Annotated in this window: 24 protein-coding genes; 17 read left to right on the forward strand and 7 right to left on the reverse strand. The window is 70.3% G+C overall.

Annotated elements, in window-relative coordinates:
* Window positions 1–74 precede the first annotated feature (74 nt).
* Window positions 75–884 (forward strand): PaaX family transcriptional regulator C-terminal domain-containing protein, encoded by an 810-nt coding sequence (locus OG303_RS04455; protein WP_405864929.1) that lies wholly within the window; start codon window positions 75–77, stop codon window positions 882–884.
* 4 nt (window positions 885–888) lie between these two features.
* Here OG303_RS04455 and OG303_RS04460 read toward each other — a convergent pair whose 3' ends face one another.
* Complete coding sequence (locus tag OG303_RS04460; RefSeq protein WP_405864931.1) at window positions 889–1,671, reverse strand: IclR family transcriptional regulator; 783 nt, start codon at window positions 1,669–1,671, stop codon at window positions 889–891.
* Between the two features lie 328 nt (window positions 1,672–1,999).
* Here OG303_RS04460 and OG303_RS04465 point away from each other — a divergent pair, with 328 nt between their 5' ends.
* Genes OG303_RS04465 through OG303_RS04485 form a run of 5 tightly spaced genes read left to right on the forward strand, consistent with a single transcriptional unit; the run spans window position 2,000 to window position 7,813 of the window.
* Window positions 2,000–2,986: an amidohydrolase family protein gene (locus OG303_RS04465; RefSeq protein WP_405864933.1), complete on the forward strand. Its 987-nt coding sequence runs from the start codon at window positions 2,000–2,002 to the stop codon at window positions 2,984–2,986.
* Between the two features lie 16 nt (window positions 2,987–3,002).
* On the forward strand, window positions 3,003–4,553 hold the full coding sequence (locus OG303_RS04470) for a bifunctional 3-(3-hydroxy-phenyl)propionate/3-hydroxycinnamic acid hydroxylase (protein WP_405864935.1): 1,551 nt from the start codon (window positions 3,003–3,005) through the stop codon (window positions 4,551–4,553).
* Window positions 4,550–5,869: an MFS transporter gene (locus tag OG303_RS04475; protein ID WP_405864937.1), complete on the forward strand. Its 1,320-nt coding sequence runs from the start codon at window positions 4,550–4,552 to the stop codon at window positions 5,867–5,869. The genes OG303_RS04470 and OG303_RS04475 overlap by 4 nt, the downstream gene beginning before the upstream one ends.
* Window positions 5,866–6,963 carry a maleylacetate reductase gene (locus tag OG303_RS04480; protein ID WP_405864939.1) on the forward strand — a complete coding sequence of 366 codons (1,098 nt, stop codon included), beginning with the start codon at window positions 5,866–5,868 and terminating at the stop codon, window positions 6,961–6,963. Before OG303_RS04475 ends, OG303_RS04480 begins: the two co-directional genes overlap by 4 nt.
* Window positions 6,956–7,813 (forward strand): dioxygenase, encoded by an 858-nt coding sequence (locus OG303_RS04485; RefSeq protein WP_405864941.1) that lies wholly within the window; start codon window positions 6,956–6,958, stop codon window positions 7,811–7,813. The genes OG303_RS04480 and OG303_RS04485 overlap by 8 nt, the downstream gene beginning before the upstream one ends.
* 133 nt (window positions 7,814–7,946) lie before the next feature.
* On the opposite strand, the gene OG303_RS04490 is transcribed toward OG303_RS04485, so the two are convergent.
* A complete protein-coding gene (locus OG303_RS04490) occupies window positions 7,947–9,641 on the reverse strand; it encodes a hypothetical protein (RefSeq protein ID WP_405864943.1) in 1,695 nt (564 codons plus the stop codon).
* 185 nt (window positions 9,642–9,826) lie between these two features.
* Between OG303_RS04490 and OG303_RS04495 the strand changes: the two genes are divergently transcribed.
* From OG303_RS04495 to OG303_RS04505, 3 genes are all read left to right on the forward strand, one after another.
* Window positions 9,827–11,047 carry a carbohydrate-binding protein gene (locus OG303_RS04495; protein ID WP_405864945.1) on the forward strand — a complete coding sequence of 407 codons (1,221 nt, stop codon included), beginning with the start codon at window positions 9,827–9,829 and terminating at the stop codon, window positions 11,045–11,047.
* A 248-nt stretch (window positions 11,048–11,295) separates the two neighbouring features.
* Window positions 11,296–11,838 carry a hypothetical protein gene (locus OG303_RS04500; protein ID WP_405864947.1) on the forward strand — a complete coding sequence of 181 codons (543 nt, stop codon included), beginning with the start codon at window positions 11,296–11,298 and terminating at the stop codon, window positions 11,836–11,838.
* Window positions 11,839–11,973: 135 nt separating this feature from the next.
* Window positions 11,974–12,750 carry a polysaccharide lyase family 7 protein gene (locus tag OG303_RS04505; protein ID WP_405864949.1) on the forward strand — a complete coding sequence of 259 codons (777 nt, stop codon included), beginning with the start codon at window positions 11,974–11,976 and terminating at the stop codon, window positions 12,748–12,750.
* Window positions 12,751–12,802: 52 nt separating this feature from the next.
* Here the strand turns inward: OG303_RS04505 and OG303_RS04510 are convergent, their stop codons facing one another.
* A complete protein-coding gene (locus OG303_RS04510; RefSeq protein ID WP_405864951.1) occupies window positions 12,803–13,480 on the reverse strand; it encodes a DUF4389 domain-containing protein in 678 nt (225 codons plus the stop codon).
* A gap of 161 nt (window positions 13,481–13,641) precedes the next feature.
* Window positions 13,642–14,322, reverse strand: coding sequence for an alpha/beta family hydrolase (locus OG303_RS04515; protein ID WP_405864953.1), 681 nt, complete (start codon window positions 14,320–14,322; stop codon window positions 13,642–13,644).
* Between the two features lie 219 nt (window positions 14,323–14,541).
* Between OG303_RS04515 and OG303_RS04520 the strand changes: the two genes are divergently transcribed.
* Window positions 14,542–15,270: an FAD binding domain-containing protein gene (locus OG303_RS04520; protein WP_405864955.1), complete on the forward strand. Its 729-nt coding sequence runs from the start codon at window positions 14,542–14,544 to the stop codon at window positions 15,268–15,270.
* A 44-nt stretch (window positions 15,271–15,314) separates the two neighbouring features.
* Here OG303_RS04520 and OG303_RS04525 read toward each other — a convergent pair whose 3' ends face one another.
* Window positions 15,315–16,250 carry an alpha/beta fold hydrolase gene (locus OG303_RS04525; protein WP_405864957.1) on the reverse strand — a complete coding sequence of 312 codons (936 nt, stop codon included), beginning with the start codon at window positions 16,248–16,250 and terminating at the stop codon, window positions 15,315–15,317.
* A 134-nt stretch (window positions 16,251–16,384) separates the two neighbouring features.
* Between OG303_RS04525 and OG303_RS04530 the strand changes: the two genes are divergently transcribed.
* Window positions 16,385–16,996 (forward strand): TetR/AcrR family transcriptional regulator, encoded by a 612-nt coding sequence (locus OG303_RS04530; RefSeq protein ID WP_405864959.1) that lies wholly within the window; start codon window positions 16,385–16,387, stop codon window positions 16,994–16,996.
* Window positions 16,997–17,089: 93 nt separating this feature from the next.
* Here the strand turns inward: OG303_RS04530 and OG303_RS04535 are convergent, their stop codons facing one another.
* Entirely contained in the window at window positions 17,090–18,013 is a 924-nt protein-coding gene (locus OG303_RS04535; RefSeq protein WP_405864961.1) for an SDR family NAD(P)-dependent oxidoreductase, read from the reverse strand.
* A 149-nt stretch (window positions 18,014–18,162) separates the two neighbouring features.
* On the opposite strand from OG303_RS04535, the gene OG303_RS04540 reads away from it, so the two are divergent.
* A complete protein-coding gene (locus OG303_RS04540) occupies window positions 18,163–19,026 on the forward strand; it encodes a helix-turn-helix transcriptional regulator (protein ID WP_405864963.1) in 864 nt (287 codons plus the stop codon).
* A 4-nt stretch (window positions 19,027–19,030) separates the two neighbouring features.
* Here the strand turns inward: OG303_RS04540 and OG303_RS04545 are convergent, their stop codons facing one another.
* Window positions 19,031–19,771, reverse strand: coding sequence for a GntR family transcriptional regulator (locus OG303_RS04545; protein ID WP_405864965.1), 741 nt, complete (start codon window positions 19,769–19,771; stop codon window positions 19,031–19,033).
* 216 nt (window positions 19,772–19,987) lie between these two features.
* On the opposite strand from OG303_RS04545, the gene OG303_RS04550 reads away from it, so the two are divergent.
* Genes OG303_RS04550 through OG303_RS04570 form a run of 5 tightly spaced genes read left to right on the forward strand, consistent with a single transcriptional unit; the run spans window position 19,988 to window position 25,437 of the window.
* Window positions 19,988–21,133 carry an ABC transporter substrate-binding protein gene (locus OG303_RS04550; RefSeq protein ID WP_405877075.1) on the forward strand — a complete coding sequence of 382 codons (1,146 nt, stop codon included), beginning with the start codon at window positions 19,988–19,990 and terminating at the stop codon, window positions 21,131–21,133.
* Window positions 21,130–22,032, forward strand: coding sequence for an ABC transporter permease (locus OG303_RS04555; RefSeq protein ID WP_405864967.1), 903 nt, complete (start codon window positions 21,130–21,132; stop codon window positions 22,030–22,032). Before OG303_RS04550 ends, OG303_RS04555 begins: the two co-directional genes overlap by 4 nt.
* Entirely contained in the window at window positions 22,017–22,835 is an 819-nt protein-coding gene (locus OG303_RS04560) for an ABC transporter permease (protein WP_405864969.1), read from the forward strand. Before OG303_RS04555 ends, OG303_RS04560 begins: the two co-directional genes overlap by 16 nt.
* 3 nt (window positions 22,836–22,838) lie before the next feature.
* Window positions 22,839–23,915 carry an ABC transporter ATP-binding protein gene (locus OG303_RS04565; protein ID WP_405864971.1) on the forward strand — a complete coding sequence of 359 codons (1,077 nt, stop codon included), beginning with the start codon at window positions 22,839–22,841 and terminating at the stop codon, window positions 23,913–23,915.
* Window positions 23,916–23,964: 49 nt separating this feature from the next.
* Complete coding sequence (locus tag OG303_RS04570) at window positions 23,965–25,437, forward strand: HAD-IA family hydrolase (protein WP_405864973.1); 1,473 nt, start codon at window positions 23,965–23,967, stop codon at window positions 25,435–25,437.
* Window positions 25,438–25,538 lie beyond the last annotated feature (101 nt).

Genomic DNA, 25,538 nt, shown 5'->3' on the forward strand with positions numbered 1-25,538 from the left:
ACGGCAGGAACATGAGTTATCTCGGTCGAACAGCTCATCCTCACGACGACCGTCCGTGTGACATAGTCGATTCCGTGAAGCCTCGATCGATCGTCTTCGACCTGTTCGGCGACTACGTCCGCTACCGCGGGGGCGCCGCCCGGCTGCGCACCCTCAGCACACTGATGGGCTGCTTCGGTGTCGGCGAGAGCACGGTGCGGGTGGTCCTCGCGCGGCTGCGCAAGGAGGGCTGGTTCGACGTTCGACGTGAGGGCAGGGAGACGCTCTACGCGCTCAACAAGCGCAGCCTCCAGCTCCTGGACGAGGGCCGCTCACGCATCTTCGACCGTGCCCCGTCCGACTGGGACCGGCACTGGTACATGGTCATCTACTCGGTCCCCGAGTCCGAGCGCGGCACCCGCGACCGCATCCGCAAGGAGCTGGCCTGGCTGGGCTTCGGCCCCCTGGCCCCGTCCACGTACGTCTCCCCGCACGACCGGCTCCAGCAGGTGCGGGAGAAGTTCGCGGACGAGCCGGCCATTCGCCTGGACACCCTGCGCTGCCAGTCCGGAGGGCTGCCCGTCGACCGCGAGATGGCGGCACGCAGCTGGGACCTGGCTGTTCTCAACGAGGACTACCGGGAGCTGCTGCGCACCTATCGAGGCCGGATGCCGTCGTACCGGGCCGGGCACCTCAGCCCCGAGGAGGCGCTGGTCGAGCGCATGCGGCTGACGTACGACTACCGCAAGTTCCCCTTCCGCGACCCGGCCCTGCCGACCGAGCTCCTCCCGGCGGGCTGGGTGGGCCACGAGGCGCACGAGATGTTCCTGGAGGCCCACGAGATCCTCGGCCCGTCGGCCGAGACCCACTTCGACGAGGTGGCCGGCCCGCGCCCCGTCGCATAGGGCACTACGACAGATACCCGAGCTCGTGCGACGCCGCGGCCACGGCGTCGTGCAGTTCGCGGGTGACCTCGGCGAGGTGCTCCGGTGTGCCCAGGCTCTCGGGCAGCACTACGGAGACGGCGAGCGGCAGCGGATCGTTGGCCGCGAAGACGGGCGCGGCGACCGAGATGATGCCCGGGATGACCCCGCTGTGCGTCACGATGTGCCCGTCCTCGCGGACCTTGGCCCGGGTGGCCGCGAGGCGCTCGCTCGTCCACTCCGCCTCCTTGCCGCGGAGCTCTCCGCCCAGTACCTCGTCGGTGAGGCTTTCGGGCAGATGGGCCAGGAACACCTGGCCGACCGACGACGTGAGCAGGGGAAGCGTGGCGCCGACGCGCACCGTCAGGGGCAGCGGGCGGGTGCCGTACGCCCAGCTCACCACGATCGGGCCGCGGTCCCCCCAGACCGCGAGGTTCACGGAGTGGCCGGTGCGGTCGCGCAGCTGCATCGCGTGGCCGCCCGCCACCGCCACCTCGTTGGTGCGGCGCAGCGACTCGGCGCCCAGGCGGCGCATCGCGGCCCCGAAGTCGTAGAGGCCCGAGGCGGGATCCTGCGAGGTCAGGCCGATGCGGCCGAGGCTGACGAGATAGCGGTGCACCTTGCTGGGCTGCATGCCGCTCGCCTGCGCGATCGCCGACAGGCTCAGCGCACCACCGCCGCTCTCCAGCGCCAGCAGGACCCGCATCGCCATCTCGACGGACTGGATGCCCTGACGCTCCCCGTTCTCCTTGGGGTCGGTCGTGGTCACAGCGCAGCACTCCCTTGCAGGTGGACGAAGGTATGCAGCCTATCGGCGCGACGAGCGCCGACCTCTGATCGCAAACATATCTGACATTCACTATTGCAGAACGCGTTACGTTCTGGTGAACTGCGAGAGCGGTGGCAGTCACCTCCCCCGGCTGCCCCGCCCCACCGGCGGTCCGTTTCGCAGCCGCCCGGAGCCGCTCGTTCTTCAGCGCACACACCCGCGCATCTCATCCGCCCCGGCCCATCACACCGAGCCGGGCGCCGCCACACCCCCGCACATGCGACCTCGACCGCAGACGCGTACGAGATCACCCGAGGAGAACTCCGCAATGAAGCTGATCGGCCTCGAAGAGCACTTCGTGACCCCCGACCTGGTGGGCCATGGCGCGTCGACCGCGTCCATCGCCCAGCCCGGCGCCTGGGCCGAAGCCTCCCGCCGCCTCCTCGACCTCACCGAGGAACGCCTCGACGACATGGACGCCGCAGGCCTGGACATGCAGGTGCTGTCGCTCAACTCCCCCGGCCTGCAGGCGGAGAAGGACCCGGCCGCCGCCGTACGCCAGGCGATCACGGTCAACGACTTCCTCACCGGCGTCATCGCCGAGCACCCCGACCGCTTCTCCGGCTTCGCCGCCCTGCCCCTCCAGGATCCCAAGGCCGCGGCCGACGAGCTGGAACGCGCGGTGACCCAACTCGGCCTGCGCGGGGCCCTCGTCAACGCGCACACGCACGGCAGGTACCTCGACGACCCCGCCCTGCGCGTCGTCTGGGAGCGCGCCGAGCACCTCGATGTGCCGCTCTACCTGCACCCGGCCAACGGCGTCGACACCGCACACGTGCTCTCCGGGCACCCCGAACTCGTCGGGCCGATGTGGAGCTGGGGCGTCGACACCGCCACCCACGTCCTGCGTCTGATCTTCGGCGGCGTCTTCGACGACTTCCCGAACGCCAAGCTGCTGCTCGGACACATGGGAGAGGGCCTGCCGTACGTGATGTGGCGCATGGACTCCCGCTGGGACTTCCACGCCCACCACGGCATCGAGCTGAGGCGCGGCCGGCCCTCGGAGTACATCCGGCACAACCTCTACATCACGACCAGCGGCGTCTGCTCCCCCGCCCCGCTGCTCACCGCCCTGCTCTCGATGGGCGCCGACCACATCCTCTTCGGCACGGACTACCCCTTCGAGGACATCGCGACGGCCACGAAGTTCCTGCGGGGCGCCCCGATCAGCGACGCCGACCGGCTCAAGATCGGCCACCAGAACGCCGAGAAGCTGCTCGGTCTCACCTCCGCACCCGCGTTCGCGGGTGTCTGAGCGGGAGGAGACACACGTGTACGACGTAGCCGTCATCGGGTACGGGCCCGTGGGCATGGTCACCGCGGCGCTGCTCGGGCAGGCGGGCCACGACGTGGTCGTCCTGGAGCGCTACCCGACCCTCTACAACCTTCCGCGCGCCGCCATCTTCGACGACGAGACGATGCGGACCTTCGACGGCCTCGGCATCTCCCGCGCTCTGCTGCCCACCCTGCACGTCCAGCGGAACTACGAGTGGCGCAACCGTGCGGGCGAGCTCCTCATCGAGCACGACTTCGCGGCCGTCGGCGGCCAGGGCTGGGCGGAGTGGTACATGATGTACCAGCCCTACCTGGAGGACGCCCTCGACGGCCTGGTCCGCGGTCTCGGGAACGTCGAGATCCGCATGGACGCGCGGGTCACCGACCTGCACAGCACGCACCACGGCGTGGACATCCAGGTCGAGGGCAGCGACACCGCCGTATCCGCCCGGTACGTCGTCGCCTGCGACGGCGGCAACAGCTTCACCCGCGGCCGGCTCGGCATCGGGCAGGAGGACTACGGGTTCTCCGAGCCGTGGATGGTCTGCGACTTCCGTCTGACCGGCCCCTCGGACGTCCCGAAGGCCCGCCAGGTCTGCGACCCCGAGCAGCCGATCTCGATCATCTCGCTGGGCCCCGAACACCACCGGTTCAGCTTCATGCTCGACTCCGAGGAGGACTTCCCCGTCGAGCGGGACCCGGAGCGGGTGTGGGCGCGGGTCGCCGGCTACCTCGACCGCGGCCAGGCCGAGCTGGTCCGCGTCGCCACGTACACCTTCCGCTCGCTCGTCGCGGAACGCTGGCGCACCGGCCGGATCCTGCTCGCCGGGGACGCGGCCCACCAGATGCCGCCCTTCCTCGGGCAGGGCATGTGCTCGGGCATCCGGGACGCCCAGAACTTCGCGTTCAAGCTGGACGCCGTGCTGCGGGGTGCCGACGACGCGCTCCTCGACACCTACCAGAGCGAACGCGAGCCGCATGTGCGGGCCATCATCGCCAAGGGCATCGAGCTCGGCCGCGTCCAGACGATGCGCGACCCGGTGGCCGCCGCCGAGCGCGACGCGCGGTTGATCGCCCAGCGCGAGGCGGACGGGCGGCCCGACAAGATGCGCTTCCCCGGCCTCGGACCGGGCCTGCACGACGGGTCCCCGCAGGCAGGCCATCTGATGCCGCACGGCCGGGTGGAGTCGCAGGGCACCGAGGGACTCTTCGACGAGGTCCTGGGCCACGGATTCGTCCTCCTCGTGGACGGCCGCGAGGGCGCCTCTCTCGACCCCACGACCACCGAGCTCGCCGCCGGACTCGGCGTGGCCGTCCACCACCTCACCGACCGCCGCCTCACCACGGAGGGGCTCACCGATGTCGGCGGCGTCTACGGGCGCTGGTTCGACGAGACCGGCCGCGCAGCCGTTTTGTGGCGGCCCGACTTCTACATCCTCGGCACCGCGGGAGTCCTCTCGGACATCCCGGCACTTCTCACCACACTTGCCACAGCAGTCGAGCCGGTGCAGGCTCCTGCCACAGTCGGAGAAGGGATCCGGCCATGACCACTGAGTCCACGCAGTCCACGCAGTCCGCTCGGACCGCGATACGTCCGCAGGTCAGCAGAATCTCCCCGAGCACGTTCATGCTGCTCGCCGCCTGGGTCGTCGCGTCCCTCGAGGGCTACGACCTCGCCGTGTACGGCGTCACCGTGCCCGCGATCCTCGGCGATCCCTCGCTCGGCATCGACAAGGCGGAGGCCGGCACCATCGGCTCGCTCGTCGGCATCGGGATGCTGATCGGCGCGGCCCTCGCGGGGGCGCTCGTCCACCGCACCGGCCCGCGCAAGCTTCTGCTCGTCGGCACCACCGTGTTCTCGCTCGGGATGGTGGCCTGTACGTTCGCCGGTGGCGTCCCGTCCTTCGGAGCCGGACGCCTCGTGGTCGGCCTCGGCCTCGGCGTCGTACTGCCGACGATCAACGCGTACGTCGCCGACCTCAGCGAGCCCGGCCGCCGCAGCCGCAACGTCGCGCTGATCATGAGCGGTTACGCGGCCGGCGCCCTGCTCTCCCCGCTGCTCGGCACCGCCCTGCTGCCGGACGTCTCGTACCGCTGGCTGTACGTGATCGGCGTGCTCCCCGTGTTCCTGGCCGTACCGCTCGTGCTGCGGCTCCCGGAGAGCCCCTTCCACCTCAGCCGTACGGGCCGGACCGCCGAAGCGCGCGTGGTCGAGGAGCGGCTGGGCCTCGGCGCGTCGGACGCGTCGCCGACATCGGACCCGGGCCGCATGCTCGGCATCGGCTCGCTGCTGACGGGCGGGTTCGCGGTCTCGACGGTGCTCTTCTGGGCCATGTCCTTCTGCGGACTGCTCCTCGTCTTCGGCATCAGCACCTGGCTGCCCAGCATCATGCAGGCCGCGGGCTTCTCCCTCGGCTCGGCGCTGCTGCAGACGGCGGCCATGTGGCTGGGCGTCGGGGTCGGTGCCATCGTCGGCGGCCGGGTCGCGGACGCGCTGGGCGCCAAGCGCGTGGTGGTCGTCGCGTTCCTGGTCGGCACCCTGAGCCTGCTCGCGATGAGCACCCGCCCGCCGACGCCCGTCATGTTCGTGCTCATGTTCATCAGCGGATTCGGGTTCATCGGCTCGCAGATCCTCGGCAACGCGTTCATCGTGACGCGCTACCCGGACGCATTGCGCGGCAACGGCCTCGCGTGGGCCCTGTCGATCGGCCGCTTCGGTGCGATCGTCGGACCGTCCCTGGGCGCGTTCGTCCTCAGCTCGGGTGCCGACATCGAGTGGGCCTTCTACGCCTTCGCCGTACCGGCCCTCGTCGGGGCGATCGCGGCGGGCTCCGTACCTCGCCTGCGAGCGGTGACCGCATGACGCAGGTCGTCTACGAGTCCTGGGGGCAGCGGGTCGTCTTCGGCTCGGGTACCGCCCGCCAGGACGTGGCGGCCGAGGTCACCGGGCTCGGCGCGAGCCGGGTCCTGGTGATCGCGGCCGACGGGGAGCGGGCCCTGGCCGAGGACCTCTGCAAGGACGTCCCCGTCGTGGCGGTCTTCGGTAGCGTCCGTCCGCATGTGCCGGCCGAAATGGCCGAGGCCGTGCGGGCGGCCGCCCGCGAGCACGACGCCGACCTGCTGCTGAGCGTCGGCGGCGGATCGACGACGGGCACCGCCAAAGCGGCGGCGCTCACCACCGGGCTGCCGATCCTCGCCGTCCCCACGACCTACGCCGGCTCCGAGGCGACCCCCGTCTGGGGCCTGACCGAGGACGGCCACAAGCGCACCGGCGTCGACCCGAAGGTGCTCCCCCGGGTCGTCGTGTACGACGCCACGCTGATGCTGTCGCTGCCGACGCGCCTGTCGGTGACATCGGGGCTCAACGCGCTCGCCCACTGCGTCGACGCGTGGTGGGCGCCACGGCGCAATCCGATCAGCTCCGCGCTGGCCGTCGAGGGCGTCCGGTCGCTGGCCTCGGCGCTGCCGCGCATCGTCGCCGACGGCCAGGACGTCGCGGCCCGCCGCGAGATCCTCTTCGGCACCTACCTCGGGGCGGTCGCCTTCGCCGGGGCCGGCTCCGGGCTGCACCACAAGGTGTGCCACGTCCTCGGCGGTGCGTACGACCTCGAACACGCCGCCCTGCACTCGGTGGTCCTGCCCCACGTGGTCGGCCTCAACCTGCCCGCGGCGCCCGGGGCGGCACGCCACCTCGGTGCGGCGCTCGACTCACCGACGGATCCCTTCGGCGCACTGCTCGACCTCTACGCGAGCCTCGAACCCCCGTGTTCACTGCGGGAGTTGGGGCTCGCCGAGGAGGAACTCGACCGAGCCGCCGACCTGGTCGTGGCACAGGTGCCGGACACCAACCCGCGCCGGGTGACCCGCGACGAGATGCGCGAGCTGCTGGGGCGCGCATGGCGCGGTGACACGCCGGTACCAGTCCCCCTTCCCACTGGAGGGCCCACCGATGACTGAACAGGAACTGACCGACAAGGTCGTCGCGAGCTTCGACTCCGCGAAGGACGACCGCTTCCGCGAGGTCATGCAGGCGCTCGTCCGGCACGCCCACGCGTTCGTACGCGAGACGAGGCTCACCGACGACGAATGGGGCGCGGCGATCGGGTTCCTCACCGCGGCCGGTCACATCACCACCGACACCCGCCAGGAGTTCGTCCTCCTCTCGGACGTCCTCGGCATCTCCATGCTCACCGTCGCGGTGAACGAACCGGGCCTCGAAGAGTCGACGGAGTCCACGGTCCTCGGCCCCTTCTTCGTCCAGGACTCACCCGAGATCGAACCCGGCGGCGACATCGCGGGCGGCGCGACCGGCGAACCGTCATGGGTCGCCGGCCGGGTCACGGACACCGAGGGGAAGCCGGTCGCTGGGGCACGTGTCGAGGTGTGGGAGGCCGACGACGACGGGATGTACGACGTCCAGTACGACGACGGTGCCCTGGCCGGCCGCGCGCACCTGTTCACCGATGCCGAGGGCGGCTACCGGTTCTGGGGGCTCACCCCGACGCCGTATCCGATCCCCGACGACGGCCCCGTCGGGCGGCTCCTGCACCACGCCGGCCGCTCCCCGATGCGGGCACCGCACCTCCACTTCAAGGTGACGGCGCCCGGTTTCCACCCGCTGATCACGCACATCTTCGTCGCGGGCGACCCCTTGCTGGCCGGCGACTCGGTGTTCGGCGTGAAGGAGTCGCTCATCCGCCCCTTCGAACGTCACCTGGCAGGCACACCGGCACCGGACGGCCGTCGCCCGAAAGGCAGTTGGACCTCGACGACCTTCGACATCGTCCTGATGAAGGAGAAGGAATAGGACCTGCCGGACGACCAGAGGGGCTCGCCTCCCGCCCCGATCAGCGCCAGGTGCGTGAACGCCTGTGGGAAGTTGCCGAGTTGGGGGGATTACGTCGTCCGAGTGGCACGCGAAGGAGAGCGCTCCACGCCGCTCAGTCCTCCCCCGCACAGCAATCGTCCCGGGTCGCGGAACCCGAAACGGTCTCCAGCCGGCAGTAGCAGGACGCCTCGATCGGTACGTCCGCCGTCGCCGTGGCGATCTTCAGCTGCTGGGCGACGATCCGTGCCTCGCCCTCCTTGCCGAGCCGGACGAGGCACTCGTGGAAGCCGTGCAGGGCCCAGACGTTGGCCGGGTGCTGCTGGGCGCGCGGCAGGGTGTCGTCGAGGCCGAGGTCGGCCCGGTAGACGGCCTCGGCCTCCGCGACCAGGCCCTGTTCGAGGAGCAGTGCGCCGTACGCGTGCCGGGTGGGCTGCATCCACCCCCACGGCTCGTCGTACGGAAGTGAGTCGTCCAGTTCGATCGACCGGCGCAGTGCCGCGAACGCCGCTTCGTGCCGGCCCCTGCGGTAGTCCAGCTCCCCGTCCAGCATGGCCGCGGCGATCGCGAGGATGTCCGCGCAGGTGTTGTTGAACAGCATCCGGGTCTCCGGGACTTGGGCGACCGCGGCGCGGAAGAGTGCGCGCTCGGCGTCGGCCTCGTCCGTGCGGCCCGTGGCGGAGAACGCGACTGAGCGCGCGTAGTGCAGCATCGCCGTGCTCACGCAGTACAGCCGCGGGTCGGCGGGCATCGGAAGGCCGAGGATGTCGCCCCAGCGGCCGAATCGGATGAGCACGTGCACCCGCATGGCGAGGAAACCCTCCAGCCAGTCCGCCATGGGCGGGCTCTGCACACGCAACAGCTCCTCGGGCACGGCCACTTCGAGCCGGTGGACCGTGTCCATCGCGTCCTGGAAGCGACCGAGGAACATCGCGCCGTAGATCTTGAAGTGGAGGTTGTGACAGCGGTACAGGGTGTAGAAGTTCATCGCCCCGGCCCTGGCGTGGAACTTCTCGTCGGCTTCGATCGCCACGGTGTTGTCGGAGACGACACGGCGGTAGTCGCCGCAGAGCACTTCCAGATGGGACGGCATGTGCTGCAGATGTCCCGCGTCCGGCATCAGACCGCGCAGCCGGTCACCGGCCGGCAGGGCGACCTCGGGGGTCGGGGACATCTCCATCAGGTGGATGTACATGTGGAGCAGGCCCGGGTGCCGTGCGCCCGCCTCCGTGGCGATCACCCGCTCGAGCACTGCCCTGGCCTCGGTGGTGCGTGATCCTGCGGCCGGCTCGCCGGTGCGGATGTCCCACAGCTGCCAGGGGGTGAGGTTCATCAGGGCGTCGGCGTACAGGGTGGCCACGTCGAGGTCGTCGGAGGCCAGTCGATGGACGGCTCGCATGCTGTCGGCATACGCGGTGTTCCACACGGAACAGTCCTCGACGGCCGGGGCCCGGTCCTGCGGATAACGGGCGCGCAGTGCGCCGATGAGGGCCTGCTCGACCGCGGTGGCGCCGGCCGCCTTCGCGTGGGCGCGCTCGACGGCCGCGTGCGTGCGCTCCACCGTGCGCGCCAGCTCATGCTCGTCGAAGAACTCCCAGGGCTTGTTGTAGTTGGGGCCCAGTGCGTAGGCCACGCCCCAGTCGGCCATCGCGCAGCCGGGGTCCGCCGCGGCTGCGGACTCGAAACAGCGCACGGCCTCCTCGTGGTTGAAGGCGTAGGTCCAGTTCAGTCCACGGTCGAACCACAGCTGGGCGTCGGAGGACGACGTCGTCACGCGTCGGCCGTGGCTGCCGAGGTCGTAGTAGTTCACACGGGCTCCTCAACGCTGCTGGACCTACTGCCCTGATCATGAAATACCGTACATCCGCCATAACGCACGGCAAAGGAATTGCATGGTCTAGACCAAGAAGCTGTTTGGTCTAGTCCAGACCGTGGACGCGGTCACCGGTACGGCAGGACGCTGGGGCACTCCCCCACCCCCACCGGAGGCACACCGTGAGACGTCTTCGTGCATGTCTGGGCGCAGCCGCCGCCGTCGGACTCGCCGCCGCGGGCACCACAGCCCTCATAGCAGGCAACGCCTCGGGCGCGACCGCCGCGCTCAGCAACCGCTGGTATGCGGCAGCCCCCTATCTGATGCCGCTGGACAACGACCCGCCGGACCCGGGCGCCATCATGGACGCCACGGGCCTCAAGGCCTTCCAGCTCGCCTTCGTCCTCGCCCCCAACGGCGGCGGCTGCTCGCCCACTTGGGGCGGCACCGCCCCCGTCTCCTCGGACACCGCCGTCCAGTCCGTCATCGACACCATCCGCGGCAAGGGCGGCGATGTGTCGGTCTCCATCGGCGGGTACGGGGGCACGAAGCTCGGCCAGGCATGCTCGGACGCGGCGGCCACGGCGGCCGCGTACCAGCAGGTCATCACCAAGTACGGCCTCCACGCGATCGATTTCGACCTCGAGGAGCCGGAGTACGAGAACACCGCGGCGATCAAGAACGAGATCGGCGCCGCGAAGATACTCCAGCAGAACAACCCGGGCCTGTACGTGTCCGTCACGACGGCCGGTACGGCCGACGGCACCGGTTGGTTCGGCAAGCAGATGCTGCTGGAGGCGAAGTCGCAGGGTTTCACCCCGAACAACTTCTCCATCATGCCGTTCGACGGCGGTTTCAACGGCGCGGCCTCGCAGACGAGTGCGCTCACCAACTTCAACGCCATCCTCCAGTCGACGTTCGGTTGGGACCAGGCGACTGCCTACGCCCATGAGGGCTTCTCCGGGATGAACGGGCGCAGCGACACCGGCGAGATGTTCACGCAGGCCGACTTCCAGACCGTGCTGGACTACGCCACCAGCCACAACATGGACCGCTTCACCTTCTGGTCCCTCAACCGGGACCGTCAGTGCAGCCCGGTCGACAACGGCGGGCGCACCTCCGGCACTTGCTCCAGCGTGGCGCAGAACTCCTGGGACTTCGCGAAGTACTCGGTGAAGTTCGCGGGTGCCACACCTCCCTCCTCGACTCCCACGCCGACACCGACGCCCACACCCACGCCGACACCCAACGGGTGCAAGACCGCCTGGAGTTCGAGCGCGGTCTACACCGCCGGTGACGAGGCCTCGTACAACAACCACAACTGGAAGGCCAAGTGGTGGACCCAGAACGAGGCGCCGGCCGCCTCCGACTGGGGTCCCTGGCAGGACGAGGGGGCGTGCTGACCGTTCCTGCCGAGAGCGTGAGTGGCCGGATCCCTTCCCCGCGGTCAGCCTCTCCCGCGCGCACTGGGTATCCCTGCGCGTAGGTCGAGGCTGACTGCGTTGGGGGGGCCGGCACTGTGGCGCGACGATGGTGGACCTCCAGCCCCTTACCGTCACGCCGAACACTGCGCAGGCGCACTGTGGCATCCCTGCGAGCACAGGGGCGCTGCGGTCCCGGTTTTCGCGACGTCCTACCGGCGCTCACCGGAGTGGTTGCAGCGGCGTGCTCCCTGGTCGCCCTGCTCGCCGCGGGATATCGCGCACTCGGGATCGGCGTTCCTCTCGGGGGAGTTGCGCTCCTGGTCTGCCTCGTCGCGATCGGAGTTCGGCGCCGACGCCCGGCGGCCCGCCGCCGTCTTGGGTACTACAGTCCCGGCGAACTGCTCGAACTCGACACGCAGGGACTCGCGTTGGCGGTGGCCCGGATGCTGCGCCGGGACGGCTGGCGGGTACGGCTGCTGCCCGCACCGGACCGGCCGCGTCTGTGCGCCCGGGACCGCAGCGGCCGCCGGCTCGACGTGGCCTTCCGGCCGGTCGCCGAGCCTCTCCCCGACGAGGACCTTCCGCACCCTCACCTGCACGGCAGGAGCAGTGCGCAGCATCTTCAACTGGTCGTGCACCGCGGTACTTTCAGAGACCGTGACATCCGTTGGGCACGTCGTCAGGGCAAGACCTGGCTGCTCGACGGCTCCTCGCTCAGGCGTTGGGGGCAGGGCACTCGCCTGAGCGACCTGCTCACCCACGGCTGGTGACCGCGCCGGAGTCCGACGCCCCCCTTGACGCGAATGGTTCAGACCTTTAGGTTCACGCGACACAAGGGTTCACAAGGACGCCCATCGTTCAACCACATGAACTCTGGAACCCCTCCTGAGCGAAGGACCCCCCACATGACTCGCCCCCACGCCCTCCCCTCCGCCGTCGTCGCGGGCCTCGTCGGCGCGCTGACCGTCCTCAGCGGCGGGAACGCCACCGCCGCCGACCCGCAGGTGGCACCCGGCGGCAACTTCGACCTGTCCGTATGGCAGTTGCAGGAGCCGGTCGGCTCCCCCGGCTCACCGACCACCATCCCCTCCTCCCGGCTCCAGGGAGCGAACGGCTACCAGGACTCGTACTTCTACACGGACACCCGCGACGGTGCGATGACCTTCTGGGCACCCGAGAAGGGCGTCACCACCCCCAACTCCAAGTACGCCCGCTCCGAACTGCGGGAGATGAACCGCAACGGCAGCGCCGCCGACTGGTCCCTGAGCGGCAGTCACCGGCTCGACGCCACCTTGCGCGTGGTGTCCGTGACCTCGAACGTGTGCGTGGGCCAGATCCACCTCGGATCCGGCGGCTCGTCCACCAAGCCCCTGGTGGAGCTGTACTACCGGGCCGGCGGCGACATCGTGCTCGGCACGGAGGACTCACCCGCGGGCGGTCAGACCCTGCACCCCGTGGGGCACGTCTCCGTCGGCAAGACCTGGAGTTACACGATCGCGGTGTCCGGCGGCCGCACCATCGACCTGACCGTCAACGGCAGCACCACGCACTACGCGATACCGTCCTCGTTCTTTCCGTACAAGCAGTACTTCAAGGCCGGTTCCTACAACCAGTCGTCCTCGGACAGCACCACGAAGGGTGCACGCGTCGCGTTCTACGGGCTGACCGTCTCGCACGGATGACCCACGGCGACATGAGCGAAACCCGCCCGGCGCCCGGCACGGCACTCCCGAACTACCGATCGGAACCGCCCGTCGGAGTCATTGCCGGCGGGGAGTCCTGCCCGCCCAGGTCGAGGCGGAACGGCGGGTACTCATCGGTCATCAGCGCCGCATAAGCAGCCACCCTTGCGACCCAGCGGGCCAGGCCCAGCAGGAGGTCGAAGAGGTGCACCGGGTAACGGGCGGTGAACGCCAGGATGACCACAGCGACCAGGGAGAGGAAGGGAACCAGACCGACGCCGCGCCAGCTGTCCCCGTCTCCCCAGCCACCGACGAAGATCCCGACGACGATGTACTGCGGGATCACCAACAGCCACCACTTCACCAGGACAAGGCCGCGGGAGAGTCGCTCGGGGTAGGCGACGTCGAAATGCGCCGGGTAGTCGGGCACTTCGGCGAGAGTGAACGGCGGGTACCGGTCGGTGCCGAGCGCGGTGTGGGCGTAGTAGCTGACACGCCAGTTCCAGCGGATCACGCCGACACTGAAGTCGAAGAGGGATCGGGGATAGCGGCCGGTGAACAGGATGGCGAAGAACGCGACGACGGTCACGAAGACGAACGCAATCCACAAGAAGAACAGCACGATGTAGTGCGGGACGGCGAGGAGCCACTTCACCAGCCACAGCCATCTGGACAGCCGAGGATCGAGAAACGCTTCGATACGCACAGGCGACGCGGTGACAGGAATCATGGGGCCAGCCCCTTTCGAGCGTCCCCGCCCGGCGGCCACCCGTCCGTGCCCCCTGAACAGGCAGGCGCAAGGCGGTCACCTGATCATCACTTCAGGCTCGCACGAGACGGGCAGGGCCGCGACTCGGGTGCGTCCGCCCGCACGGCGCTCTTCCGGCCCGGCTAGAGGCGGATCGCGTCCTTTGCCGCGCAGGCCTCGGCGGCCAGCCCCTCCGTACCCGGATCCGGTTGCAGTATGTGAGCGACGATCTCGGCCGTGGCGCGATGCCACTCGCCTCTGCGGCGGAGCATCGCATGGTCTCCGCCCCTGACCAGGACCATGCCTGCCCGGGCCCCGGCCTCCCGGGCCCTGTGCACGTAGTCCGCCGATTCGGCGGGCGGTGTCACGCGGTCGCGGTCACCGTGCAGGACCACCAGCCTCACACCACCGAGGTGGCCGGCCGAATCCTCCGGCGGACACCACGGCGCGAGCGCCAGCACGCCGCTCACCAGCGGGTGCGAAGCGGCCCGCAAGGCCGCCCTGGCTCCCATCGAGTGCCCTACGAGGACAGTGGGCACTGCTCCCGCCAGCCGCTGAAGTTCGTCGAGCGCCCGCAGGGCGTCATGTGCGGGATCAGCGCTGTTCCAGCCCCGGTGCCGGTAGCGGACCTGCCCGAGCAGGGTGTCCGGAGGTGAGGCAGACGCGGCGGCCCGCAGAACCGGGTGCATACGGAGCGCGGCCAGTTGCCAGGGACGCGCCGTCCGACGGCTGAGCTCGCGGCCGCCGTGCAGAGTCATGATCGCCGCACCCACGCCGTCGGGCGGCGCGTGCCGCACGATCAGCGCGGACTCGTTCCGCTGCACGTCCCCACCGTTCCTCACGAGTGTGGCACCTCTCCAATCCGGAACCCCCATCCTCCCCCGAAGGTCCGAGGCGACGGCAGCGGAGGGGGCGCACGTAGTAGATCAGTGAGCCCTGTACGCGCCTCCACGCGCGTGGGGAAAATGCGCCATGTCGGCTGTCCCTCGACCGGGACACCGTGCACTTCAGCTCCAACTCGTCGAGAAAGCAGGTCGGCTCCTGTGCTGCTACGTCTGCCCGAGTCCGTGTCCGAAGCGCAGGAATGCATCGCCGAGGGAGCGGTGCCCGTCGGCGGGGCGACGCTGGTCTGGGCCGGCTGGCAGAACGACGGATTCCCCGAGCGGGCCATGTCGTTGCGCAACCTGCCGGAGGCCAATGTGATCGCGCCCGGGGCGCTGGGCTCCGCCGTGGTGCTGAACCGGATCGACGAACGCGTGCCCGAGGTCCTCCACCGGGCGGCCGCCACGGTGGGTACCGGAGCCGTACGCCGCACGGCCACCGTGGGCGGCAACCTGGTCGGCAGCACGCTGCGCTGCCTGCTGCCGGCCGCGCTTGTGCTGGACGCTCGGGCGACGGTTCTCGACCGGGAACGGGTCTACGAGACCGATCTCGCCGAAGTCCTGGCCAAACACCACCTCCTGCTCAGCCTCCACTGGCGTGAACCGGTCACCAGCAGCTACCGCAAGCTGCCCGCCGAGGCGGGCGGACCGCCGCCGTTCGTCGTCGCCGCCGCGGTGCACACCGACGACGACGGCCTCAGCCGCCTGTATGTCGCCGTGCGCGACGGCTACGACGTACTCGCCGGCAGCGCTCCCTGTGGCACCGGGACCGAAGAGGCGATCGACGGCCTTCGTGATACGGCCATCGGCACGCTGTACTCCGCGGGTTGGGACGTGGTGCGCCAACACGTCACGGATCTCTTGGCCCGCCCGGACGGGGGCGTTCGTTGAGGCTGTGACCGCGGCGGCTCACTTCGCGGGCGTGCGGCGCGTGCTTACGGTGACCGCGTCAGGAACGCCATCAAGGCGGTCAGCATCTCGTCGGGGGTCTCCTCGGCCGGGTAGTGTCCGCAGCCGGGAATGACCAGGCTCTGCACGTCGTCGGCGGCGAGCCGCATCGTCGCACCGACCCGCTCGCCCAGGTTCTCTCCTCCCCCGATCGCCAGGACGGGCAGATCCAGCCGCCGCGTCCGGCGCCGCTCGTTCTGCGGGATGGTCACGTCGAGCGCACGGTAGAACGCGAAGCTCGACCGCAGGGCGGCCGGGTCCTCGGCGAGGGTGTCGACGTAGTGCCGGACCGCGTGGTCGGGCAGCGGTTTCGCGGCCTTGCTGGCGAACTGCCCGCCGAAGTAGAGGTGTTCACGGCCCCTGACCAGCTGTTCATTGAGCTCGGGGAGCCGATTGAAGGCGAAGTGCCAGAGTTTCTCGTTCGCCTCGGCGGTACCGAGCAGCGGGGTCGACGGGGACAGTCCCGGGATGGCGGCCTCGGCGACCGCGAGACGGTCGACGCGGTCCGGGTGGTCGACCGCCAGGGCGTAGCCGACCCACATGCCCACGTCGTGCCCGGCCACCGAGAACCGCTCGTGCCCGAGTTCGGCCATCAACGCCACCGCGTCGCCGGCGAGCGTGCCGGTGTCGTAACCCTCGAGGGGCTTGTCGGACAGCCCCATGCCCCGTGAATCCATGGCGACGACCCGGAAGTGCCGGGCCAGCCCCGGCATTACGAGGCGCCAGGCGTACCAGGTCTGGGGCCAGCCTGCGAGGAGCAGCAGCGCCGGTCCTTCCCCGCCGGTGACGGCGTGCAGGCGGACATCTCCTGTGTCGACGTAGCGACTTGTGAAAGTGCGGGTGAAGCCGTCCGGGAGGTGCGGCGCACGGGAGACGGAACCCCGGCCTTCGGGGACGGACGGACCGGCTGGAGACGGACTCACCATCATCCTCTTTCCGTGGGAGCGACGGATCACCACGCTAACCATCTTGGATCGATCGGTCAAAAATACTTGGACCGATCGATCCAACAAGCGGGTAGACTCTCGACGGCACCGCGGAACGAGAGGTCAGCGAAATGTCCGGCCGAAAGCAGTTCGATGTCACGACAGCCCTGGACCGGTCCATGCACGTGTTCTGGCAGCACGGATACGCAGGGGCCTCGCTCGACGCCCTCGGCTCTGCCACCGGCCTCGGCCGCGGGTCGCTGTACGGCGCCTTCGGCAACAAGGACGCACTCTTCCGCCAGTGCCTCGACCGCTACGCCTCGATCTACGGCGCGCGGCACGAGGAGGCGCTCGCGGCACACCCCGACGACCCGGTGCGCGCCGTAGGGGCCTTCTTCGACGCCACCTTGGCCCGCATCGCCGATCCCACGGTTCCGGACGGCTGCCTCATCGCCCAGTCCGCCGCCCAGTCACCGACGCTGAAGGAGGCGAACGGCGCACACGTGCGCGCCCTGGTCGACGCCCAGCGCGGACGGGTGCGCGGGGCTCTGGACGGCGCCCCGGCCGACCCTCGCGTGCTCGACGAGCTCGCCCTGTACGTCGTCGCCGTCAACCAGTCGCTCGCCGTACTGAGCCGGGCCGGCACGCCGGAGGAGGAGCTTCGCATCGTGATCCGGCTGGCGTGCAGCACATTGGCGACCAGCCTCGCCCACCCGGCCTCAAAGGCCCCCGCCCACAGCTGACGGCCCAAGACCGAGGGCAAACGGGCGGGGATGGCCTTGCCGGGCTTGCCAGGCGTGCGCAGGTATCGCCGACGGCCTGTCCGAGACCGGCGATCAGGCGGTGTGCGCGGCGGTCAACCTTTCGGCGGCGTCCCAGAGTTCGCGTTCGCGTCGGGGGTCGTAGGACTCCGCGGAGGAGCGGGCCACGTGTGCGCGGTCGACGTAGGAGCCGGTCGGTGCGGTGGTCGTGCCGACGACGAGGTCGGCGAGGTGGCCACCCGCCGCCGTACGGCTGGTGGCGAAGGGAGTGAGGGTCAGCGCCGGCAGGATGCGGCGCATGGCGAACCGGGAGACGGGGTCCGCGTTGCGGGCGAGGTCGGTGCCGGGGACGAAGCCGGGGTTGTAGGCGATGACGTCGATGCCGGTCGGCAGGCGGCGGGCGTACTCGTGGACGAGGTGGATGGCGGCCAGTTTGCTTGTCGAGTAGGCGGTGCGGCCGGCGGTCGTGGTGTGCGGGTCGGGGAAGGCGGCCGGGCGGGCGAGGGTGTCAGGGGTGTTCCAGGCGGGGCCCGGGACCATGCCCAGGTTGTGCCTGAAGTCGCCGAAGTGGGTGTCGCTGACGGTGATCACGATGCGGGCGGGGTGGATGAAGTGGGCCTCCAGGCGGCGGATGAACAGGTGGTTGGCGAGTACGTTGACGGCGAAGGTGGACTCGAAGCCTTCGGGGCTCTCAGTGAGCGCGTTCGTGTACTGGATGCCGGCGTTGCCCACGAAGCCGCGCAGCGGCGGGAGTTGGTCGTTTTCGAGGCGTTCGCGGATCTCGTCGGCCGCCGACCGGACGCTCTGGAGTGAGCAGAGGTCTGCCGTGACGTACGAGACCGTGTGTCCGCCTGTACCGAGTTCGGTGGCGAGCCGGGCGCCGGAGGAGCCGCGGGCCACGACGAGGAGGTGGATGTCCGCTGACTCGCGCAGGATGCGCTCCGCTGCGACACGGCCGATTCCCCGGCCGGCGCCCGTCATCACGATCGTGGACGGCATGAATGGCTCCTTCGCTGGTCGTTCGGTGAGCGCCTCGGGCGGGGCATCACCCACGCTCACCGCTGCTGCGTCCGCCAACCAGTGCCGTCCGTATCGGTAGGACCGGCAGTACCCAGGCTGCTGCCGCCGCGGGCGGCGACAATGGCCGTATGGCTGCCTCCCGATCGGATTTCGGCTCGCTCCTGCATGCCTGGCGCGACCGCCTCTCCCCCGCTGACGCCGGTTACCCCGTGGGGGTCGGCCGGCGGGCGCCGGGGCTGCGTCGTGAGGAGCTTGCTCAGCTCGCCGGTCTCTCCGTCGACTACGTCCTGCGTCTGGAGCAAGGGCGGGCCCGCCATCCCTCGGCCCAGGTCGTCGGTGCCCTCGCACGGGCCCTGCAGCTGTCCCGGGCCGAGCGCGACGAGCTGTACCGGAGCGCCGGGCTGCTGCCGCCGCAGGACCGGACGATCAGCGCACATGTGCCGCCGGGCATCCAACGACTCACCGCACGCCTGGGAGATGTCCCGATCGGGGTGTTCGCCGCCGACTGGAGTCTGGTGTGGTGGAACGCCATGTGGAGCGCCCTGCAAGGCGATCCCACCACCTTGCCCGTCTCCGAACGCAACCTCGCCCGCGCCGTCTTCGGCGACGGGCCCGCGCACGCCGCGGTGCGTCCCTTCCACTCCGAGCGCGGCGGCGAAACCTTCGCCGCATCGATCGTCGCCGACCTCCGGCACGCCGCGTCCCGCTACCCCGCCGACGCCCAACTCGCGCACCTCGTACAGGACTTGCGGGCAGCCTCCCCGGCCTTCGCCCACCTCTGGGCCACCGCGACAGCCGCCCAGCACACCACCGACCGCAAGACCGTCGTGCATCCGGAGGTCGGCGACATCCTCCTCGACTGTGATGTCCTGATCGTCCCGGGCGCGGATCTGCGCGTGGTCACCTACACGGCGGCAGCGGGCACCGGCGACGCGGGCAAGCTGGACCTCCTGCGCGTCACCGGCAGCGAACCCTCCCCCACGCTGTCCTGATGCCTCATTCCGCCGTCTTGCGGGCCAGCGCGTTGTTGTCGATCGAGTTGTGCACGCTGAAGCTCACCGCGTCCGAGCGGTAGCGGTCGTCCGACCACTCCACCGGGCGTCCTTCACGGGTGGTGGTGACGCGGCGGACTCGCAGCAGGGGGCTGGTGCGGCGGATGCCGAGGAGGTCGGCGTCCTGGGCGCCGGCCGCGACCGCGTCGATGATGTGCTCGCCGTAGGCGAAGACCAGGCCTGTGCTGTCGAACAGCAGCTGGGTGACGGACGGGGCGTCCGGGGCGATCGCCTCTACGGCGGGTGAGATCCAGTCGGCGTAGACGGTGCGCTCCAGCAGGACCGGTTCGCCGTCCAGGCCGCGGACCCGCAGGACGTGCAACACCGGTGTTCCTTCGCGGAGTTGGAGGCGGACCGCGTCCTGTGCGGTGGCCGGGTGGTACTCCTGCGCCATGACCTGCCCGCTGGCCTGACGGCCCATGGCGTGGGCCCACTGGGCGAAGCTGCGCAGTTCCGCGAAGCTCTGGCTGCGGCGGCTGGCCAGGACGACGCGGCGGGCGCCCTGGCGGGAGCCGATGAGACCTTCGGCCGTCAGGGCCGCGACGGCCTGGCGGACGGTGCCGCGCGAGACGCCGTAGTGGGCGGCGAGTTCGGTCTCGGAGGGCAGTCTGCCGCCGACCGCGTACTCCTCGCGGTCGATCGCCCGCCGCAGTGCGTCGGCGATCTCCTCGTGTCGCGTCGGCAATGTTTCCCTCCGAGTCGGCAGCTGTGCACAGCGTGACCACCCTAATCGAGACCGGCGGATGACTGCGCTTTCCCCGAACTGTGCAGGGATTGGGAGGTCACAATTTCGCCACTGTTTACGAACGCGTCACCGCAGACAGCATTACTGAGGCCAACTTGTTCAGACAAGTTCTCAGTCTTGTGCGTCCCTGCGCCCCCTTCTGGAGTCACCGTGTCCCTGCCGAGAACAGCCGCCCTGACCGGCTCCCTCGCCGTCGTCGCCGCACTCGCCCTGAGTGCCTGCGGCGCCGCTCCCGACAACGCGTCGACGACCGCCGACGGCAAGAACGCCGCCACCGCCACCTCCGCAGCCGACTTCGGCGGGCTCGACGCCCTGGTGAAGGCCGCCAAGAAGGAAGGCACGCTGCACGCCATCGCGCTGCCCCGCGACTGGGCCAACTACGGCGCCCTGATCGACGGTTTCACCAAGAAGTACGGCATCAAGATCACGGTGGAGAACCCGGACGGCTCCAGCCAGGACGAGATCAACGCGGTGACGTCCCGCAAGGGCCAGAGCCGCACCCCGGACGTCCTCGACCTCGGCAGCTCCTTCGCGCTCAGCGCCGCCCAGCAGGGACTGCTCGCGCCGTACAAGGTGGCCTCGTACAACGACATTCCCAGCGGGCAGAAGGACCCGCAGGCCCGCTGGTACAACGACTACGGCGGCTACATCTCCATCGGCTGCGACGCCAAGCGCGTGAAGACCTGCCCGACGACGTTCGCGGATCTGCTCAAGCCGCAGTACAAGGGCCAGGTCGCGCTCAACGGCAACCCCACCAAGTCGGGTTCGGCCTTCGGCGGTGTGTACGCGGCCGCGCTCGCGAGCGGCGGTTCCTTCGACGACATCCAGCCCGGCCTGGACTTCTTCGCGAAGCTGAAGAAGAACGGCAACTACACGCCCGTCGAGTCGACTCCGGCGACCGTCGAGAAGGGCGAGACGCCGATCAGCATCGACTGGGACTACCTGAACGCCGGTTACGCCGACGAGTTCAAGTCCAAGGGCGTGGACTGGAAGGTGTCGGTGCCGTCGGACGGCAAGTTCTCCCAGTACTACTCCCAGGCCATCAACAAGGACGCCCCGCACCCGGCGGCCGCCCGGCTGTGGCAGGAGTACCTGTACAGCACGGAGGGCCAGAACATCTGGCTCAAGGGATACGCCCGTCCGGCCCTGATGACCGCGATGGAGAAGGCCGGCACGCTCGACAAGACCGCGGCCGCCAAGCTTCCGAAGGTCTCCGGTACGCCGTCCTTCCCGACCGAGGCCCAGCAGAGCAAGGCCAAGACGGTCATCGCGCAGGGCTGGGCGAAGGCCGTCTCCGGATGACGGCCACCCTCACGGGCGTGGACATGGCGCCGCCGGTCACTTCGGTGAAGCGGCGGCGCCGTGCCCCCGGCTGGCTCGCCGTCGTCCCGCTGCTGGTCTTCACCGCGATCGCCTTCGGAGTCCCGGCGATCGCCATGCTGAACGGCGCCTTCACGGTCAAGAACCAGGCCACGGGCGCCACTTCGTACAGCACGGAGAATCTGACCACCTCACTGCACGGCGCGTATCTGACCGCCCTGCTCGGCAGCGTCAAGCTGTCCGCGGTCTCCGCCGGCCTCGGCACCGTCCTCGGGCTGCCGCTCGCGCAGGTCGTCGTGACCTCCCGGTTCCGGGTGCTGCGCGAGGCCGCGCTCACCGCGTCCGGTGTGCTCGCCAACTTCGGCGGCATCCCGCTGGCCTTCGCCTTCGTCGCCACGCTCGGCAACGCCGGTGTACTGACAAGGCACTTGGGCCTCGCGGACAAGGGCTGGGATCTCTACAGCTTCTGGGGCCTGGTCATCGTCTACCTGTACTTCCTGATCCCGCTGATGGTCCTCACCATCACCCCGGCCCTGGAAGGCCTGCGCTCGCAGTGGCACGAGGCCGCGCAGAACAACGGGGCCACCGCCGTGCAGTACTGGCGGCACGTCGCCCTGCCCGTGCTGCTGCCCTCGCTGCTCGGCGGGTTCGTCCTGCTCTTCGGCAGCGCCTTCGCCGCGTACGCCACCGCCGCGGCCATGGTGGGCAGTTCGGTCCCGCTGGTCACCCTGCAGATCGCCGACGCCATCTCCGGCAACGTGCTGGTCGGCCAGGAGAACGTGGCGCTCGCCCTCAGCCTCGACATGGTCCTGGTCGCGGGCCTGGTCATGGCCGTGTACCTGCCCCTGCAACGACGGAGCGCGCGATGGCTCGACGCCTGAACCCGTGGCGGTGGGTCGTCCTCGGCCTCGCCGCCCTGTACTTCCTGGTCCCGCTCGCCGCGTCCGTGGTCTTCACCGTCGACGTGCCGGGCCAGGGCGTCACCTTCGACGCCTACAGCCAGATCGTCTCCACCGACGGCTTCAGCTCCAGCCTGCTCCTCTCGCTGGAACTGGCGGTCGCCACCATCGCCGTGGTCCTCCTGCTGATGGTGCCGGCCATGGTGGCGCTCAGGCTCGGCGCCCCCCGGCTGCGGCCGGTGGTGGAGGTGGTGTGCTCGCTGCCGCTGGTCGTGCCGCCGATCGCGTTCGTCGCCGGGATCGCCACGGTGCTGAAGTGGGGTCCCGACTATCTGTCGCGCACCCCGCTGTTCGAGACGTTCGTGGCCGTCCAGAACCCGAGCTTCCCGGTCGTGCTCGTCCTCGCCTACGTCGTGATGGCGTTGCCGTTCGTGTACCGGGCGCTGGACTCCGGGCTGCGCGCCATGGACGTACGCACCCTCGTCGAGGCCGCCCGCAGCTGCGGGGCCGCCTGGCCGCAGGCGCTGGTGCGGGCCGTGCTGCCCAATCTGCGCGGGGCGCTGCTGAACGCCTCGTTCCTCACGCTCGCGCTGGTGCTCGGCGAGTTCACCGTGGCCCAGTTGCTCGGCTTCCAGCCGTTCGCCGTGTGGATCTACAGCGTCGGCGGCTCCCAGGCCCAGCTGTCCGTCGCCGTGTCCGTGCTCAGCCTGCTCGTCACATGGGCCCTGCTTCTTGTGCTCGCCGGTCTCGGCGGGCGGACCCGTACCTCTTCCTCCCGAGGGTGAACCATGACCGCCACCACGCTTGAGAAGGCCACCGAGGCCAAGGCCGCCACCGTCGAATTCCGTGGCCTGCGCCGGGAGTTCGGGGCAACCGTCGCCCTCGACGGGCTCGACCTGACCGTGCAGCCGGGTGAGTTCCTGGCACTGCTCGGCCCGTCCGGCTGCGGCAAGACCACCGCGCTGCGCATGCTCGCCGGGTTCGAACACCCCGATTCCGGCGAGGTGTTGGTGGACGGCGAGGACGTCACCCAGGTGCCGGCCCACCGCCGTGACGCCGGGATGGTGTTCCAGTCGTACAGTCTCTTCCCGCACCTGAACGCCCTCGACAACGTCGCCTTCGGGCTGCGGATGCGGAAGGTGCGTACGGCCGAACGCCGTTCCCGCGCGGCCGAGTTGCTGGAACTGGTCGGTCTCGCCGACAAGGGCGACCGTTTTCCGCACCAGCTCTCCGGCGGCCAGCAGCAGCGCATCGCGCTCGCCCGCGCCCTCGCCCTGCGTCCACGCGTCCTGCTGCTGGACGAGCCACTGTCCGCCCTCGACGCCAAGGTACGGCTCACGCTGCGCGAGGAGATCCGCCGGCTGCAGCAGGAACTCGGCATCACCACCCTGTTCGTGACGCACGATCAGGAAGAGGCCCTGTCCGTCGCCGACCGGGTCGCCGTGATGCGCGCCGGCCGGCTCGAACAGTGCGCCGAACCGGCCGAGTTGTACGGGCGTCCGGCAACCGCCTTCGTCGCCGAGTTCGTCGGCACGATGAGCCGGATTCCCGGGCGGCTGTCCGGAGAGACGGTCGAGGTCCTCGGGCTCCGGCTGCCCACCGACGGCACCCTCCCCTCGACGGCGGAGGTCGACGTGCTCGTACGACCGGAGGCCGTGCATGTCACCGCCGACGACACCGGCGACGCCCGTGTGATCGCCACCGCGTTCCTCGGCGCGGCCACCCGTATCACCGTGCGGCTCGCCGACGGCACCGAGGTGAAGGCCGACCTGCCCACGCACGAGGCGGCCGCGCTGGGCGCCGGTGCCGCCGTACGGGTGTCGCTGCCCGAGCGGCCGGTGCTGGTCGCCGAACGAGCGGCGTGAGACCCGGACACTCGCTCAGAACAAATCCCCCCACAGAAGAGAAGAGACCGTGACCCAACCCCCGCTCCAGGCCGTCCTGTTCGACATGGACGGCACGCTCGTCGACACCGAGCGCCTGTGGTGGGAGGCGGTGCAGCACGTCGCCACGGGCCTCGGCAGGCCACTGACCGAAGCAGACCAGCCGGAGGTGCTCGGCAGGGCGGTCGAGCACACCGCCGCCTGGCTCGCCCGGATCACCGCGCAGCCGGTCCCGCGGCTGACCGACCGCCTGCACCACGAGTTCACCGACCGCGTCCGCACCGGCATCGTGCCGCGTCCCGGCGCGCTCGACCTCCTCGACGCCCTCGCCCGCGAAGGGGTCCCGACCGCCCTGGTCACCGCCTCCTCCCGCACGGTCACCGACAACGTCCTCACCGTGCTCGGCGCCGACCGCTTCCGGATCTCCGTCACCGCGGACGACACACCGCACACCAAACCCGCCCCCGACCCCTACCTCGCCGCCTGCCACGCCCTCGACGTCGACCCCGCCCGCTGCGTGGCCGTCGAGGACACCCCTACGGGTGTCAGCTCCGCCGAGGCCGCCGGGTGCGCGGTGCTGGCAGTGCCGTCGCTGGCCCCGATCGACGCGGCACCCGGACGGACGGTCGTGGCCAGCCTGGAAGAGGTGACCCCGAACCGGCTGCGGGCCCTGGTCGGCCCCCGGCTGCGCGTCATGAGCTGGAACCTCTGGCTCGGCGGCGCAAAGGTCGACGACCACCGCGCCAAACAGCTCAAGGTCATCCTGGACACCGAGGCCGACGTCGTGGGCCTCCAGGAGACGGCCGGCACGGCGGCGCAGGAACTCGCCGACGCGCTGGGCTGGTACCACCACCAGGCCGGCGAGAACCTGGGCATCATCAGCCGCCACCCCATCACGGCCCGCCTCGGCGACCCCGACGTCGGCTTCTACGGAGCTGCGGGCGCCCGCATCCGCATCGGCCGCGCACAGGAGGTGGACGTGTGGACGGCACACCTCCACTACACGCCGTACGGACCCTACGAAGCGGCCTTCGACGGGCTCGGACCGGCCGAGCTGATCGCCCACGAGGACGTACGGCTGGCCCAGATGCGGGAGACGCTGCGCCGCATCGCCGAGTCGAGCGACAGCGAGGGGCCGGCGATCCTCACCGGGGACTTCAACTCCCCCTCCCATCTGGACCGGCCCGACGTGGCGTGGCCGGTGACCAGGGCGGCCGAGGACGCCGGGCTGCGCGACTCCTACCGCGAGGCCCACCCCGACCCGGTCCGCCAGCCGGGCCACACATGGTCCCCGATCCACACCCGGAACGAGGACGACCCCACACGCCCGGAACCGCAGGACCGCATCGACTACGTCCTCCACAACGGCCACGGCCTCGCAGTCGTCGACTCCCGCACCGTCGTCACCGGCGTCCCGCGCGCCTGGCCCGACGTCGCCGACAACGACTGGCCGTCGGACCACGCGGCGGTCCTCACCACCTTCACCCTCAACCAGCCGAACTGACGCGCGGGCCCGCCCCTCGGTCGCGGGGGCCTCGCCCGCTGTGGCATGGCTCTCCACCCTCTGCTGCGGGCTCTGGCACCTTGACCCCGAGCAGGCGGATC

Origin of the sequence: Streptomyces sp. NBC_00005 (genome assembly GCF_045160215.1) — a bacterium.
Lineage (GTDB): Bacteria > Actinomycetota > Actinomycetes > Streptomycetales > Streptomycetaceae > Streptomyces.

Coding starts and splice junctions, on each gene's coding strand:
- OG303_RS04510 (WP_405864951.1), bottom strand. CDS start 13,480: ATGATTCCTGTCACCGCGTCGCCTGTGCGTATCGAAGCGTTTCTCGAT.
- OG303_RS04565 (WP_405864971.1), top strand. CDS start 22,839: ATGACCGCCACCACGCTTGAGAAGGCCACCGAGGCCAAGGCCGCCACC.
- OG303_RS04560 (WP_405864969.1), top strand. CDS start 22,017: ATGGCTCGACGCCTGAACCCGTGGCGGTGGGTCGTCCTCGGCCTCGCC.
- OG303_RS04480 (WP_405864939.1), top strand. CDS start 5,866: ATGACGCAGGTCGTCTACGAGTCCTGGGGGCAGCGGGTCGTCTTCGGC.
- OG303_RS04555 (WP_405864967.1), top strand. CDS start 21,130: ATGACGGCCACCCTCACGGGCGTGGACATGGCGCCGCCGGTCACTTCG.
- OG303_RS04530 (WP_405864959.1), top strand. CDS start 16,385: ATGTCCGGCCGAAAGCAGTTCGATGTCACGACAGCCCTGGACCGGTCC.
- OG303_RS04475 (WP_405864937.1), top strand. CDS start 4,550: ATGACCACTGAGTCCACGCAGTCCACGCAGTCCGCTCGGACCGCGATA.
- OG303_RS04505 (WP_405864949.1), top strand. CDS start 11,974: ATGACTCGCCCCCACGCCCTCCCCTCCGCCGTCGTCGCGGGCCTCGTC.
- OG303_RS04535 (WP_405864961.1), bottom strand. CDS start 18,013: ATGCCGTCCACGATCGTGATGACGGGCGCCGGCCGGGGAATCGGCCGT.
- OG303_RS04540 (WP_405864963.1), top strand. CDS start 18,163: ATGGCTGCCTCCCGATCGGATTTCGGCTCGCTCCTGCATGCCTGGCGC.
- OG303_RS04465 (WP_405864933.1), top strand. CDS start 2,000: ATGAAGCTGATCGGCCTCGAAGAGCACTTCGTGACCCCCGACCTGGTG.
- OG303_RS04485 (WP_405864941.1), top strand. CDS start 6,956: ATGACTGAACAGGAACTGACCGACAAGGTCGTCGCGAGCTTCGACTCC.